The organism is Pseudomonas sp. RT4P38, assembly GCF_054897765.1.
Map to the genome: position 1 here is coordinate 5,691,441 of NZ_CM142703.1, position 14,119 is coordinate 5,705,559.

17 protein-coding genes are annotated in these 14,119 nt (G+C 59.2%); 6 read left to right on the plus strand and 11 right to left on the minus strand.

The window, feature by feature from the left end; translation table 11 throughout:
• Window positions 1–42: 42 nt before the first annotated feature.
• The 6 genes from xerD to ffh all read right to left on the minus strand — a co-directional run bounded on the left by xerD (window position 43) and on the right by ffh (window position 4,613).
• A complete protein-coding gene (xerD, locus tag ACYZT7_RS26430; protein ID WP_462038826.1) occupies window positions 43–939 on the minus strand; it encodes a site-specific tyrosine recombinase XerD in 897 nt (298 codons plus the stop codon).
• A 99-nt stretch (window positions 940–1,038) separates the two neighbouring features.
• Window positions 1,039–1,389, minus strand: a complete 351-nt coding sequence (gene rplS / locus ACYZT7_RS26435; RefSeq protein ID WP_063322826.1) for a 50S ribosomal protein L19 — start codon at window positions 1,387–1,389, stop codon at window positions 1,039–1,041.
• A 45-nt stretch (window positions 1,390–1,434) separates the two neighbouring features.
• Entirely contained in the window at window positions 1,435–2,208 is a 774-nt protein-coding gene (trmD, locus tag ACYZT7_RS26440) for a tRNA (guanosine(37)-N1)-methyltransferase TrmD (protein WP_282377051.1), read from the minus strand.
• Window positions 2,190–2,729, minus strand: coding sequence for a ribosome maturation factor RimM (rimM, locus tag ACYZT7_RS26445; RefSeq protein WP_282377052.1), 540 nt, complete (start codon window positions 2,727–2,729; stop codon window positions 2,190–2,192). Before rimM ends, trmD begins: the two co-directional genes overlap by 19 nt.
• Window positions 2,730–2,734: 5 nt before the next feature.
• Window positions 2,735–2,986: a 30S ribosomal protein S16 gene (rpsP, locus tag ACYZT7_RS26450; protein WP_007944872.1), complete on the minus strand. Its 252-nt coding sequence runs from the start codon at window positions 2,984–2,986 to the stop codon at window positions 2,735–2,737.
• Between the two features lie 250 nt (window positions 2,987–3,236).
• The gene (gene ffh, locus ACYZT7_RS26455) at window positions 3,237–4,613 is read right to left on the minus strand and encodes a signal recognition particle protein (protein ID WP_462038827.1); all 1,377 of its coding nucleotides are present in this window, start codon (window positions 4,611–4,613) and stop codon (window positions 3,237–3,239) included.
• A 210-nt stretch (window positions 4,614–4,823) separates the two neighbouring features.
• Between ffh and ACYZT7_RS26460 the strand changes: the two genes are divergently transcribed.
• The 3 genes from ACYZT7_RS26460 to ACYZT7_RS26470 all read left to right on the plus strand — a co-directional run bounded on the left by ACYZT7_RS26460 (window position 4,824) and on the right by ACYZT7_RS26470 (window position 8,347).
• Complete coding sequence (locus tag ACYZT7_RS26460; protein WP_462038828.1) at window positions 4,824–5,636, plus strand: cytochrome C assembly family protein; 813 nt, start codon at window positions 4,824–4,826, stop codon at window positions 5,634–5,636.
• A gap of 12 nt (window positions 5,637–5,648) precedes the next feature.
• Entirely contained in the window at window positions 5,649–6,884 is a 1,236-nt protein-coding gene (locus tag ACYZT7_RS26465) for a transporter associated domain-containing protein (protein WP_462038829.1), read from the plus strand.
• Window positions 6,885–7,030: 146 nt separating this feature from the next.
• The gene (locus ACYZT7_RS26470) at window positions 7,031–8,347 is read left to right on the plus strand and encodes an MFS transporter (RefSeq protein ID WP_056743381.1); all 1,317 of its coding nucleotides are present in this window, start codon (window positions 7,031–7,033) and stop codon (window positions 8,345–8,347) included.
• A 113-nt stretch (window positions 8,348–8,460) separates the two neighbouring features.
• Here the strand turns inward: ACYZT7_RS26470 and purT are convergent, their stop codons facing one another.
• The 5 genes from purT to ACYZT7_RS26495 form a co-directional block, all read right to left on the minus strand.
• Window positions 8,461–9,642: a formate-dependent phosphoribosylglycinamide formyltransferase gene (gene purT, locus ACYZT7_RS26475; protein WP_462038830.1), complete on the minus strand. Its 1,182-nt coding sequence runs from the start codon at window positions 9,640–9,642 to the stop codon at window positions 8,461–8,463.
• 95 nt (window positions 9,643–9,737) lie between these two features.
• On the minus strand, window positions 9,738–10,205 hold the full coding sequence (locus ACYZT7_RS26480) for a preQ0 transporter (protein ID WP_449646424.1): 468 nt from the start codon (window positions 10,203–10,205) through the stop codon (window positions 9,738–9,740).
• Window positions 10,206–10,412: 207 nt separating this feature from the next.
• Entirely contained in the window at window positions 10,413–10,628 is a 216-nt protein-coding gene (locus ACYZT7_RS26485) for a DUF1289 domain-containing protein (protein ID WP_462038831.1), read from the minus strand.
• Window positions 10,625–11,149, minus strand: a complete 525-nt coding sequence (locus ACYZT7_RS26490; RefSeq protein ID WP_462038832.1) for a gamma carbonic anhydrase family protein — start codon at window positions 11,147–11,149, stop codon at window positions 10,625–10,627. The genes ACYZT7_RS26485 and ACYZT7_RS26490 overlap by 4 nt, the downstream gene beginning before the upstream one ends.
• A 68-nt stretch (window positions 11,150–11,217) precedes the next feature.
• A complete protein-coding gene (locus tag ACYZT7_RS26495) occupies window positions 11,218–11,817 on the minus strand; it encodes a CoA pyrophosphatase (RefSeq protein WP_462038833.1) in 600 nt (199 codons plus the stop codon).
• Window positions 11,818–11,963: 146 nt separating this feature from the next.
• Here ACYZT7_RS26495 and ACYZT7_RS26500 point away from each other — a divergent pair, with 146 nt between their 5' ends.
• The 3 genes from ACYZT7_RS26500 to ACYZT7_RS26510 all read left to right on the plus strand — a co-directional run bounded on the left by ACYZT7_RS26500 (window position 11,964) and on the right by ACYZT7_RS26510 (window position 14,107).
• Complete coding sequence (locus ACYZT7_RS26500) at window positions 11,964–12,515, plus strand: NUDIX hydrolase (protein WP_462038834.1); 552 nt, start codon at window positions 11,964–11,966, stop codon at window positions 12,513–12,515.
• Between the two features lie 64 nt (window positions 12,516–12,579).
• Window positions 12,580–13,083 (plus strand): L,D-transpeptidase family protein, encoded by a 504-nt coding sequence (locus ACYZT7_RS26505; protein ID WP_462038835.1) that lies wholly within the window; start codon window positions 12,580–12,582, stop codon window positions 13,081–13,083.
• A 292-nt stretch (window positions 13,084–13,375) separates the two neighbouring features.
• Window positions 13,376–14,107: a GntR family transcriptional regulator gene (locus ACYZT7_RS26510; RefSeq protein ID WP_462038836.1), complete on the plus strand. Its 732-nt coding sequence runs from the start codon at window positions 13,376–13,378 to the stop codon at window positions 14,105–14,107.
• The last annotated feature ends 12 nt before the right edge of the window (window positions 14,108–14,119 follow it).

Below are 14,119 nucleotides of genomic sequence, written 5' to 3' on the forward strand. Positions count from 1 at the left end.
GCGAGCAAGCTCGCTCCCACAGAAAAGCAGATCACAAATCGGTCATCCGCGGGGGTGATGTTTGGCGTGCAGGTCCTGCAAGCGTGCGCGGGCGACGTGGGTGTAGATCTGCGTGGTCGACAGATCGCTGTGGCCGAGTAGCATTTGCACCACCCGCAGGTCCGCGCCATGGTTGAGCAAGTGCGTGGCGAAGGCATGACGCAGGGTATGCGGCGATAGCGACTTGCCGATCCCGGCGACCTTGGCCTGGTGCTTGATGCGATGCCAGAAGGTCTGCCGAGTCATCTGCTCGCCGCGCTGGCTGGGGAACATGACATCGCTGGGACGCCCGCCGAGCAATTCCTGGCGGCCATCGCGCAGGTAACGCTCGACCCAGACAATCGCCTCCTCGCCCATCGGCACCAGCCGTTCCTTGCTGCCCTTGCCCATCACTCGCAGCACGCCCTGACGCAGGTTGACCTGCTCCAGCGTCAGGCTGATCAACTCCGTCACCCGCAAGCCGCAGGCGTAAAGCACTTCGAGCATGGCGCGATCTCGCTGACCGATGGCTTCGCTCAGGTCCGGGGCGCTTAACAAAGCCTCGACATCCGCTTCCGACAGGGATTTGGGCAACGGCCTACCGAGCTGCGGCATATCGACCCGCAACGTCGGATCGACGGCGATCAGCTTTTCCCGCAGTAAATAGCGATAGAAGCCACGCACACCGGAGAGAAATCGCGCCGTCGAGCGGGGCTTGTAGTTTTGCTCCAGACGCCAGGCCAAGTGATCGAGGATCAACTCGCGGCCGGCGTTGATCAACTCCAACCCTTTTTCCTGCAGCCAGCCGTGGAACAGGGCCAGGTCGCTGCGATAGGCATCACGGGTGTTATCGGAAAGACCTTTCTCCAACCAAAGAGCATCGAGGAATTGGTCTATCAGTGGATGATCAATGGCGGGCATAAAGGCTCAGGCAAGACCGGCAATACGGCCAAGGAAGATAAATCGCGGGCAACAAAAAAGCAGCCCGCAGGCTGCTTTTTTCTGCATCGGAAGCTGGACTTAAGCCAGTTTTTCCTTGATGCGAGCTGCTTTACCGGACAGGTCGCGCAGGTAGTACAGCTTGGCTTTACGTACGTCACCGCGACGTTTAACGGCCATGCTGTCGATTTGCGGGCTGTAGGTCTGGAAAGTACGCTCTACGCCAACACCGTTGGAGATTTTACGAACGGTGAATGCACTGTTTACGCCGCGGTTACGCTTGGCGATAACAACACCTTCGAACGCCTGCAGACGCGAACGGTCGCCTTCCTTCACTTTCACCTGAACGACAACAGTGTCGCCCGGGGCAAAGGTAGGGATCTCTTTGGTCATCTGCTCTGCTTCGAGTGCAAGGATGATTTTGTTAGTCATGCTGTGCTCCTAAGGTAGATCGTCGGATCTACCATCGATACGTTGTTAACTATCGTCCCGCTCGCGGATGTATTCCTCGAGCAGCTTCTTCTCTTCTCCAGAAAGCGAGCGGCTTTCCAGAAGATCGGCGCGTCGTTCAAAGGTCCTACCAAGGGACTGCTGTAAACGCCAACGCCGGATGTGCGCGTGATTGCCACTTAGCAATACGTCGGGAACACGCTGATCCGCATACACCTCCGGTCGGGTGTAGTGCGGGCAATCCAGCAAACCATCCGTAAAGGAATCTTCCTCGGCGGAGTCCGCATGCCCTAAAGCTCCAGGCAGCAGTCGTGTAACCGCATCGATCAGGACCATCGCCGGCAGCTCGCCGCCAGACAGTACATAGTCGCCAATCGACCACTCTTCATCGACATGAGCTTCAATAAAACGCTCGTCAATGCCTTCATAGCGGCCGGCAATCAGGATCAATGCATCCGAATTCGCCAACTCGCGTACCGCCGACTGAGTCAGTTGACGGCCTTGGGGGGACAGGTAAATTACCTTCGCCGCCTCCCCGGCTGCTGCCTTGGCCTGAACCAACGCATCTTCCAGGGGCTTGATCTTCATCACCATGCCCGGACCACCGCCAAATGGGCGATCATCCACAGTGTGATGTCGATCCGTCGTGTAGTCTCGCGGATTCCAACAGGTGAGTTGCAAGAGCCCCTGCTTCACCGCACGACTGGTGATGCCGTACTCGCTGATGGCGGAGAACATCTCGGGAAACAAACTGATCACTTCTACGCGCAAATTAGCCACGCTTAGAAGTCCGCATCCCATTCCACCTTCATCTCGCCCGCGGCGAGGTCGACTACCAACACGCATTGCTCCGTATAGGGCAACAGGCGTTCGCGATCGTCCAGGCTGCCAGCGCAAGGCTTGACCACCATGACATCGTTCGAGCCAGTCTCTAGCAGGTGATCGATTTTCCCGAGCAGCTGCCCGAGTTGGTCGATGACCTTGAGACCTTCCAGCTGGTACCAGTAGTACTCGCCGTCGGTCAGATCTGGAAACAGGTTACGCGGCACGCAGATCTCATAACCGGCCAGAAGACGAGCTTCTTCACGATCATCGAGACCCTTGAGCTTTGTGACCAGAAACTTGCCGTTATGTACACGGCCGCTGACCAGCTCTACCTGCCGTACAACGCCTTCGCGCTTGAGCGTCCAGGTTTTGTAGTCCAACAGGTTTCCAATTGGATCAGTAAAGGAAAAGACCTTCACTTCGCCGCGAACACCGTGAATCGAATAGATTTTGCCGATAACGATCAAATCATCAGCAATGGCTGGCGTCGCGTTCATATTGCTCAGGCCGCAGCCTTAGCAGCGTCCTTCAACAACTGAGCAACGCGCTCAGAAGGTTGTGCACCAACGCTCAGCCAGTAGGCTACGCGCTCTTGGTTCACGGACAGACGAACTTCTTGACCACGAGCAACAGGGTTGAAGAAACCAACCTGTTCCTTGTGCGAACCGTCGCGCGGGTTGCGGCTGTCGGTTACGGTCAAGTGGTAAAACGGGCGCTTTTTGGAGCCGCCAAGGGCAAGACGGATTGTTAGCATGTGAACATCGTTCCTGTAGTCGGTGCTGCAAATCTAAAGGCACAGCGGGCATAGGTGCCCGAAAGGCCGCATATTCTAAGGAATATCCGGACTTTTGCAAATGTCTTTTTCCGGCGGCCTATCGGTCGCCATCAAGATTTGCTATAGAGCCGTCGTTGAAAACGGCCAGTCAGCTCCCGCCAAGTGCGGGTTTGCTGGAGTTCCCACATTTCTGTGGTACTGCGCCGACATGACTGCCGGCGCGGATTCTTTACATCTTGGGCATGCCGCCGCCGGGCAACATACCGCCCACGCCGCGCATCATTTTGGCCATTCCGCCTTTCGCGGAGAATTTCTTCATCATCTTCTGCATCTGCTTGTGCTGCTTGATCAAGCGACCGATGTCCTGCACCTGGGTGCCGGAACCCATGGCGATCCGGCGTTTGCGCGAACCGCTGATCAGCTCAGGGTCGCGGCGCTCGGCCGGGGTCATGGAATTGATGATGGCTTCCATCTGCTTGAATTGTTTCTCTGCCGCGCCCTGGGCGTTGCCCATCTGCGCCAGGTTCATACCACCGATGTTCGGCAGTTTGTCCATGAGTCCGCCGAGGCCGCCCATGTTCTTCATCTGTTGCAGCTGATCGCGGAAGTCCTCGAGGTCGAAGCCCTTGCCCTTCTTCAGCTTCTTGGCCAGTTTGTCGGCCTTGTCCTTGTCGAGGGTCTGTTCGGCCTGCTCGATCAGGCTGAGCACGTCGCCCATGCCGAGGATGCGCGAAGCAATACGCTCTGGATGGAACGGTTCGAGCGCTTCGCTCTTCTCGCCCATACCGATGAACTTGATCGGCTTGCCGGTGATGGCGCGGACCGACAGCGCAGCACCGCCACGGGCGTCGCCGTCGACCTTGGTCAGGATCACACCGGTCAGCGGCAGCGCATCGCCGAAGGCCTTGGCCGTATTGGCGGCGTCCTGACCGGTCATGGCGTCGACCACGAACAGTGTTTCGACCGGGTTGATCGCAGCGTGCAGCGCCTTGATCTCGCCCATCATCTCTTCATCGATGTGCAGGCGACCGGCGGTATCGACGATGACCACGTCGATGAATTTCAGTTTTGCTTCTTTAATAGCCGCTTGCGCGATGTCGACCGGCTTCTGGCTCAGGTCGGACGGGAAGAAGGTAACGCCGACTTCACCCGCGAGCATTTCCAGCTGTTTGATCGCTGCCGGACGGTAAACGTCCGCAGACACAACCATGACCGACTTCTTCTTGCGCTCTTTGAGGAAGCGCGCGAGTTTGCCGGCGGTGGTGGTTTTACCCGCACCCTGCAAACCGGCCATCAGCACGACGGCAGGAGGAACGGCGCTCAGGTTCAGGTCTTCGTTGGCCGCGCCCATCAGGCTTTCGAGTTCGGCCTGGACGATTTTCACGAAGGCCTGGCCCGGCGTCAGGCTGCGCGACACCTCGGTGCCGACGGCGCGTTCCTTGACCGAATTGACGAAGTCTTTCACCACCGGCAAGGCGACGTCAGCTTCGAGCAACGCCATGCGCACTTCACGCAGGGTGTCTTTGATGTTGTCCTCGGTCAGCTTGGCCTTGCCGGTGACATGGCGCAGCGTCTGCGAGAGACGGTCGGTTAAGTTTTCAAACATTGCGCGATCCTTTCAGGCCCTGTGTAGACCGGGATAATGGCGGCCCAGACCGGAATAAATATGTGCTCGGCGAGCCTGCGGCGTGGGCAGGTCGCGGATTATAGCGAAGACTGCGTCTGGCGGACACCTCGTCGTCAGGTTGCATGGTCTTTCGTGCTGCGGGGGTTCTATGCCAAACTCAGCGCCTTTCGGGCTTGCCTAACAGGATTTATGCTCCCCTTGTCACCCAGTTTGCTAACTACCCTCGCCGCCGCCTGCTTATACGCCGCTGCGACCCTCTATCAGGGCACTCGTCTGGCCACCGGCGCCAAGGCGAACAAGCGCCTGCTGGTCACGCTCGGCGTGCTTGCCGTGCTGGCTCACAGCGCCAGCCTGTTCACCCACCTGCTGACACCGATCGGCCTGGGCCTGGATTTTTTCAGCGCCGCCAGCCTGATTGCCGCCGCTGTCATCGCCCTGACGCTGCTGGCCTGCTCGCGGATCCCGGTGGAAAACCTGCTTGTATTGCTGTTCCCGCTCGGTGCCGCCACCGTGCTGCTCGCACAACTCGCCCCCGCCGGCACGGTGCAGATAATCGACGAAGAACCGGGCATCCTCGCCCACATCCTGCTGTCGATCCTCGCCTACGGCATGTTCACCATCGCGGTGTTCCAGGCGTTACTGCTGCTGGTTCAAGACCATCAGCTCAAGCACAAGCATCCGTCCGGCCTGATCAAGAATTTCCCGCCGCTGCAAACCATGGAAAGCCTGCTGTTCGGCTTCCTCTGGGCCGGCTGGACCCTGCTCTCGCTATCGCTGATCTCCGGCTGGCTGTTCGTCGACAATTTGTTCGCCCAGCACCTGGTGCACAAAACCTTGTTGGCGTGCCTAGCATGGATCGTTTTCAGCGTGCTGCTCTGGGGCCGTAATCGCCTTGGCTGGCGCGGACACAAGGCCATTCGCTGGACCCTCGCTGGTTTCTGCCTGCTGATGCTGGCGTATTTCGGCAGTAAGCTGGTTCGTGAATACATCCTGCACATCTGACGGGCGGCATTAATGGACGACTTGCCCATAGGGCCGATGCTCGCGGTAGTGGCCCTGCTGATTTTATGGTCGGGGCTGTTTACCGCCATCGAAGTTGCACAACAGCACTTGCTCGCCCAGCGGACCGCTTCGCGTTCGAGCGACAAGCCGGTGGCAAAGCTGAGTTTTGCGCTCAATAGCCTGATCCTCTGCAACACCCTGTGCCGCGCACTGGTCGTGGTCATCAGCACATTGCTGGCGATTTTCACCTGGGCGGAAAACGGTCCATGGGTGGCCTGCCTTGGGGCTGGCGCCGTGCTTCTGGTGTTCGCCGACTACCTGCCGCGCACCCTCGCCGTTCGCTATCCGGACGCCGTTCTGGCCTTGGGCAACACCTTGCTTGGCGCGCCACTGAAAATCGTCTATCCCGCCGCCTGGTTGCTCAATGGCATAAGCCAGTTGCTGATGCGACCGTTCGCCCGCAAAGTCAACGTGGTGCAGCAGAGCGAAGACGAGGCACCGAACGATCGGCACAACGATCACGATCACGCCGTCTGCCGCCCGCACCCACTGTCAGGCATCCATGCGCTGGACAACATCACGGTCAACGACATTCTGGTGCCACGCAGTGACGTCGACGGGATCAACCTGGACGACTCCCTCTCAGACATCATCGAGCAGCTTCGCGCCAATAAACGCACGCGCTTGCCGGTGTTCCACAGCGACATCAATCAGGTCGAGGCGGTGCTCAATACCCGGCAGATCCGTCACTTGTTGCACGATTCCAGCCTGACCCTGGAGGCGCTCCTGGCGGCCAGCCACGACCCTTATTTCGTGCCGGAAAGCACCCCATTGCAGCTGCAACTGTTGAATTTCCACAAACAACAGCGACGCCTCGGCATGGTGGTCGACGAATACGGAGAAGTGCTCGGCATCGTGACATTGGAAGACATTCTCGAAGAAATCGTCGGCGAATTCGAAAGCCAGCACAGCCTGGATAACCCGCACATCCATCCGCAAGTCGACGGGCGATTGGTGATTGATGGTGCCGCATCAATACGCGACCTGAACAAAAGCCTTGGCTGGCATCTGCCCAGCGATGGTCCGAAAACCCTCAACGGTTTGGTGACCGAAGCGCTGGAAACGATTCCGGAAAGTGCGGTATGCCTGAAGATCGGCCGTTATCGCCTGGAGATTCTGGAGACGGAAGACAACCGCGTCAGCCGGGTTTTGATCTGGCATACCAGTTCGATTCCCGCCGCTATCTAAAGCGCGACACGTGCCCTGTGGCGAGCCGCTTACCCAAGCCCCGCCATACCCAAGTGCTACCCGCACTCTGCGTTAAACCCACATCCCTGGGTGTTCGACCATAATAATTCGCTCCACTGGGGCACATGACTGTCAGGGATTACCGCATGACGACCAGCACGACTTATAACGACACCGCACCTGCGCAACCGACGAACTCCGCCACCCGCGTGGCAACCGCGAGCTTCATCGGCACCGCCATCGAGTTCTACGACTTCTACGTCTATGCCACTGCCGCTGCGCTGGTGATCGGTCCGGTATTCTTTCCGCAGACCTCTGGCACGGCCCAAATGCTGTCGGCGTTCCTCACCTTCGGCATCGCCTTCCTTGCTCGACCGCTGGGCTCGGCGCTGTTCGGCCATTTCGGTGACCGCATCGGGCGAAAATCGACACTGGTTGCCTCGCTGCTGCTGATGGGCGTGTGCACCACGCTGATCGGCGTGCTGCCGGGTTACGACAGCATCGGGGCCTGGGCGCCGATTTTGCTCTGCGTACTGCGCTTCGGCCAAGGCCTGGGACTGGGCGGTGAATGGGGTGGCGCGGCGTTGCTGGCGACGGAGAATGCGCCGAAGGGCAAACGCGCCTGGTTCGGCATGTTCCCGCAGCTCGGCCCTTCTATTGGCTTTCTCGCGGCCAACGGCCTGTTTCTGACGCTGGCAATGACCCTGAACGACGAGCAGTTCCGCTCGTGGGGCTGGCGGATTCCGTTCCTGCTCAGTGCCGCGCTGGTGATGGTGGGTCTGTACGTGCGCCTCAAGCTTCACGAAACGCCGGTGTTTGCCAACGCAATGGCTCGCCAGGAGCGGGTGAAGATCCCGCTGGTCGAGCTGCTGAGTCAATACTGGGCGCCGATGCTGCTGGGGGCCGGGGCGATGGTGGTGTGCTATGCACTGTTCTATATCTCGACGGTGTTTTCGCTGAGCTATGGCGTGTCGACGCTCGGCTACACCCGCGAAACCTTCCTCGCGCTGCTGTGCTTCGCCGTGCTGTTCATGGCCGCCGCTACGCCGCTGTCGGCCTGGGCCAGTGATCGTTACGGGCGCAAACCGGTGCTGATCATCGGTGGCGTGCTGGCGATTCTGTCCGGCTTCCTGATGGAGCCGCTGCTGACCCAAGGTTCAACCTGGGGAGTGGCACTGTTCCTGTGCATCGAGCTGTTTCTGATGGGCGTGACGTTTGCGCCGATGGGCGCGCTGCTGCCGGAGCTGTTTCCAACCCACGTGCGTTATACCGGTGCGTCGGCGGCCTACAATCTGGGCGGCATTGTCGGGGCCTCGGCGGCGCCGTTCTTCGCACAGAAGCTGGTGGCGATGGGCGGTTTGAGCTATGTCGGCGGGTATGTGTCGGGGGCGGCGGTGCTGAGTTTGATTGCTGTGCTGTGCCTGAAGGAAACGCGTAATAACGATCTGAATCGGGTTGCCTGATAGAAAAAGCTTCGCGGGCAAGCCTCGCTCCTACGGTCCCAGGTCGAATACATGCTTATGGATTGACCTAATCCTGTAGGAGCGAGGCTTGCCCGCGAAGGGCGCGACTCGGTTTACAGCTCTACAACAACAGCCTGAGAGGCGCGGGTCGCTTTAGCACGAGCAGCGTCGATCGACTCATCCCGCGCCAACGCCACGCCCATCCGACGCTGACCATTCACCTCAGGCTTGCCGAACAGACGCAACGCCGTGTCCGGCTCGCTCAACGCAGCCCCCAGATTGGCGAACGCTGTCTGAGTCGACTGCCCTTCCACCAGAATGACCGCCGACGCCGAAGGCCCGAACTGACGGATCAACGGAATCGGCAAGCCCAGAATCGCCCGCGCGTGCAGCGCGAACTGCGACAAGTCCTGGGAAATCAACGTCACCAAACCCGTGTCGTGTGGACGCGGCGAGACTTCGCTGAACCAGACTTGATCACCTTTGATGAACAGCTCAACACCAAACAGACCACGGCCACCCAGGGCTTCAGTGACGGCTTTGGCAACGCGCTCGGATTCAGCCAGGGCAATCGGGCTCATGGCTTGTGGCTGCCAGGATTCCTGATAGTCGCCCTTCTCCTGACGGTGACCGACTGGCGCGCAGAACGTAGTGCCGCCGACGTGACGCACGGTCAACAGGGTGATTTCGTAGTCGAAATCGATAAAGCCTTCGACGATCACGCGGCCTTTACCGGCGCGGCCACCTTCTTGCGCGTAATCCCAAGCGGTTTTCACGTCATCGGCACTGCGCAGCAGGCTCTGGCCTTTGCCCGACGAGCTCATGACTGGCTTGACCACGCAAGGGAAGCCCAGGTCCTGGACGGCCTTGCTGTAATCCTCGAAGGTGTCGGCGAAGTGGTACGGCGAGGTCGGCAGGTCCAGTTCTTCAGCGGCCAGGCGACGGATGCCTTCGCGGTTCATGGTCAGCTGCGCGGCGCGAGCTGTCGGGATCACGGTGAAGCCTTCGGCTTCCAGCTCCACGAGGGTCGCGGTGGCAATGGCTTCGATTTCCGGCACGATGAAGTGCGGCTTTTCGGCCTCGATCACGGCACGCAGGGCGGCGCCGTCGAGCATGTTGATCACATGGCTGCGATGGGCGACCTGCATGGCCGGCGCATTGGCGTAGCGATCCACGGCAATCACTTCAACGCCCAGGCGTTGCAGCTCGATCACCACTTCCTTGCCCAACTCGCCACAGCCACACAGCAATACGCGGGTCGCGGTTGGCGACAATGGAGTTCCGATACGGGTCATCTCAGGTCCTCAGAAGCGGATCATCGAGGGTCGCGCCTGGCGCGCTTCCCATGGGGAGAAAGCGCGGCATTTTACATGAACCGAGGGGTTTGGCTTCAGCTGGCGACGGCCTGTTTGCGCAAGCGCCAGGCCATGATCAGCCACACGGCCGTCACGCCAGCAAACTTGGAGCCCATGGCGGTGAGGATCACGCCCGGGGTAAACGCATCGATCATGCCGAAAAAGATGAACGTATCGAGGGGAATACTCAGCGCTGAACTTATCCACAGCCGATCGTGCAAGGGACGCTTGGTAATGCTGAACACCAGCCAGTCGATGCACTCGGACACCGCGAAGGCCGTGGCGCTGGCCAGCGCGATGGAGGGATCGGACGTAACGTAGGACAACACCAACGCTGCCAGCATCGCCGCAATCGCGCCATGGCCGAAACGGGTTTGCACCATGTCGCGCAAAACGAACACCAAACCACCCCAGGCCGACCAGATGATGTCCAGGTGCGGAGCGGTGGAAAAGGCGTAGTTGATCAGCACGACGCTGCTGATGTAAGCGATCAGGAAGAGCATGAGGCGGCGGGATACCTGTCAATTTTGCGCACAGGGTACGTTAGAGCTATGCCAGGACCAAGAGAAGTGGCGGGCGCGATGGCCTCTTCGCGAGCAAGCTCGCTCCCACATTGGTTCCGTGTCGATCACAACTAGTGTGGGCAACATCAATCATATGTGGGAGCGAGCTTGCTCGCGATAAAGTGCGCAGCACTTTCAAGGCACAACTCAAATGCCTGGCTTCTGCTCGATCATCCAGAGAAGACCACTGGATTTAGCCCGCTCATGACACAACCCCAACACCTTGCGCCGCTCCTCGTTATCCATCCGGCTCCATCGAGTAATCTCTTCCACCGTGCGCTGACACCCGGTGCAAACATCATCCTCGTCCAGCGCGCAAATATTCACGCAGGGCGATCGAACCGGGCGTTCGGGTGTGTTCATTCTTCCTGCTCAACCAGATCGCGGGCATAACGTTGCGAGTTATACACATAGTGAGCAGCGCTGGCCTCCAGCATTTTTTTCTGCGGCTCGGTCAGCTCGCGCACCACTTTGCCCGGCGAGCCCATGACCAGCGATCCGTCTGGAATCTCCTTGCCCTCACCGATCAGCGAGTTGGCGCCAATGATGCAGTTCTTGCCGATTTTCGCGCCGTTGAGGATCACCGCGTTAATGCCGATCAAGCTGTAATCGCCCACCGTACAACCATGAAGCATGGCGTTATGGCCGATGGTCACGCCGGTGCCGATGGTCAGCGGGTAACCCATGTCGGTGTGCATCACCGTGCCGTCCTGGACGTTGCTGTTCCTGCCGATCAGGATCAACTCGTTGTCGCCCCGCAGCACAGCGTTGAACCAGACGTTGGCACCCTCTTCCAGTTTGACCTTGCCCACCAGCACGGCGTTGGGTGCGACCCAGCTCTGCGGATGGGTTTCGACGCGGGCGTCGCCCAGGCGATATTTCATCTTATTGTCCTCAAGGCCAGGCAGGCTCACTTGGAAAAAGCAGGGTTCAAGCCATACGAGCGATGGCATCAGGTATTGATATAAGTCTTGGGCGGGTGATGCAGGCTGATTTGGGCGTCATAGAGCAGGTTGATCAACTCGACGATCATAATCGCCGTGAGGCCCCAGATTTTGTACTCGCCATAGCGATAGCTCGGCACGTACCAACTGCGGCCCTGGTAATCGATGCGATGAGTATGTTCGCGCGGATCCTTGCGGAAGAACTCCAGCGGTACGCTGAAGACTGCGGCAATCTCGGCGTCGTTGGCCTGGTACTCAACAAAGTCCGGAATCACACCGACATAGGGTGTGACCTTGATGCCATGCAGGGAGATCAACGGGCTCAGCGGGCCGATCACTTCGACCAGCCCCGGTGGCAGGCCAATTTCTTCCTGGGCCTCACGTAGCGCAGTGAAAATAAGGTCAGGGTCTTCGGGGTCACGTCGACCACCGGGAAAGGCCACTTCACCACCATGGGTCGAGAGCCCGCTGGCGCGCAAGGTCAGAACCAGTTCAGGTTCGTCACTGCGGGTGATGGGCACCAATACCGCGGCTTCGGGGAAACGTCGGTCGGTTTCCAGGGTTAGCGGCGTGTGGTTGCTTACCCGGTGAAGTAGCTCGTCCAGCATGAGTCTTCTCGATTTGTTCTCTACTTTGCATCATGCACCAATCGAACCGAGCGCCCAACCCCATAACCGCTGCATGTCGCTAAACGACAACTTGCCGACAGACACCGCCGCACGCCAAGATAGGCGCAGCATTCAGGAACCCAAGCATGAAATTTTGCAGTCAGTGCGGCAACCCGGTGACCCAGCGCATCCCAGAAGGCGATTCGCGCCTGCGTTTTGTCTGTGACAGCTGTCAGGCGATTCACTACCAGAACCCCAATATCGTCGCCGGTTGCGTGGCGACCTGGGGCTCCAAGGTCTTGCTGTGCCGACGCGCCATCGAGCCTCGGCTCGGTTATTGGACCCTGCCCGCCGGTTTCATGGAGAACGGTGAAACCATCGAGCAGGCGGCCATTCGCGAGACAGCCGAAGAAGCCTGTGCGCGGGTGCGCAACCTGAGCATCTATACGTTGATCGACGTGCCGCACATCAGCCAGGTGCATGTGTTCTTCCGCGCCGAACTGGCGGACCTGGACTTTTGCGCCGGTCCCGAGAGCCTGGAAGTGCAGCTTTTCGAAGAAGCCGACATCCCTTGGTCCGAGCTGGCTTTCCGCACAGTGGGCCGTACCTTAGAATGCTTCTTCGCTGACCGGCGGACCGAGGTCTACCCCGTGCGGTCCGAGTCGATCCCGCCGCTTGCTCAGCCTGCCATCACATAACGCTCCTGGGTCTAAAATCACCTATAACTTAATAGTCGCGACACCTCTAAGGGATATCGTTTCAATGCGCTGGCTGCTTGCCCTGTTTTGCTTGTCATTTGTCGCTGTCTCCCAGGCTTCCGTTGCGGAAACCCTGGACGGCAAAGTCATCGAAAAAATCCTGGTTCTCAAATCCGCCCACCAATTGCAATTGATCAATGACGGCAAGCCGCTCAAGACCTATCGCATCTCATTGGGAAAAAAACCCGTCGGCCCGAAACTTATGGAAGGCGACAAACGCACGCCTGAAGGTTTTTATTGGCTGGACTGGCGCAAGACCAGTGACCGTTTCAACCTGTCGATGCACATCTCCTACCCGAACATCAGTGACTCCGTCCGAGCGCGGCGCGAAGGCGTCGAGCCCGGTGGCATGATCATGATCCACGGCACCCCGGACACCGAAGAGAACCCCGAAGACCTGTTCCACACGCTGGACTGGACCGACGGCTGCATCGCCATGCGCAACATGGACATGCGCGAAGTCTGGAATCTGGTGCCGGACGGCACGATGATCGAAATCCGTCCGTAACGGCTACCTTCGGTCGCTCATCGAAAAATAAATCAAAAGATCGCAGCCTGCGACAGCGCCTACCGGGTAGATACCAATTTCACCCGTAGGCGCTGCCGAAGGCTGCGATCTTTGCTTTCGAAATCCCCACCTCTAATACCACTTCAAGCCAACAACCCTTCAGCCTATCCAACTGGGCAGGCTTTCCCGCGACCAAAGCAAAGTGGTGGCATTGACATGGTATTTAAGTGGTATTAGTTTCTTCTCACCACCGAGCGACAACAAACCTACATCCGCATCGGACCAAACCTACATGAATGACCTCCAGGCCCTACGCCCTGACGACACCCAGCCCACGCCGTTGTACCTGCAACTGGCACGCAACCTGGAAGCGGCGATCCATGCCGGCCAGTGGAAAGCCGAACAGGCCATGCCGTCGGAGCGCAGCCTCAGCGAAATGCTGGGTATCTCCCGCGTCACCGCGCGCAAGGCGTTGGAAGTGCTGTTCGAACAAGGTCTGATCCGGCGCAACCAAGGTTCCGGCACGTTTATCACCCCACGCCTGGAACAACCGCTGTCGCGCCTGTCGGGTTTCAGCGAAATGCTGCGGCTGAAGGGCTTCGTCCCCGGCTCCCAATGGCTGGAACGGGAAATCACGCCGCCGACCCACGAAGAACTGATCCGCCTTGGCCTCTCGCCGAACGACAAGGTCGCGCGCCTCAAGCGTCTGCGTAAGGCCGACGACACGGTGATGGCGATCGAGATGAGCACCCTGCCCGCCTCGATCATTCCCAAACCACAAGCGGTGGGCGACTCCCTCTACGAATACCTCGACAGCATTGGCAAGCCGATTGTCCGCGCCCTGCAGCACATTCAGGCGATCAACGCCTCGGACGAATTCGCCGCCCTGGTGGGCATCGCCCCCGGCACCGCCATGCTGCTGATGACCCGTGTCGGCTACCTCGAAGACAACACGCCGATCGAAGTCACCGACACCTATTGCCGCAACGACTACTACGACTTTGTTGCAGAGCTGCGCCGCTGATCAGCCACGCCG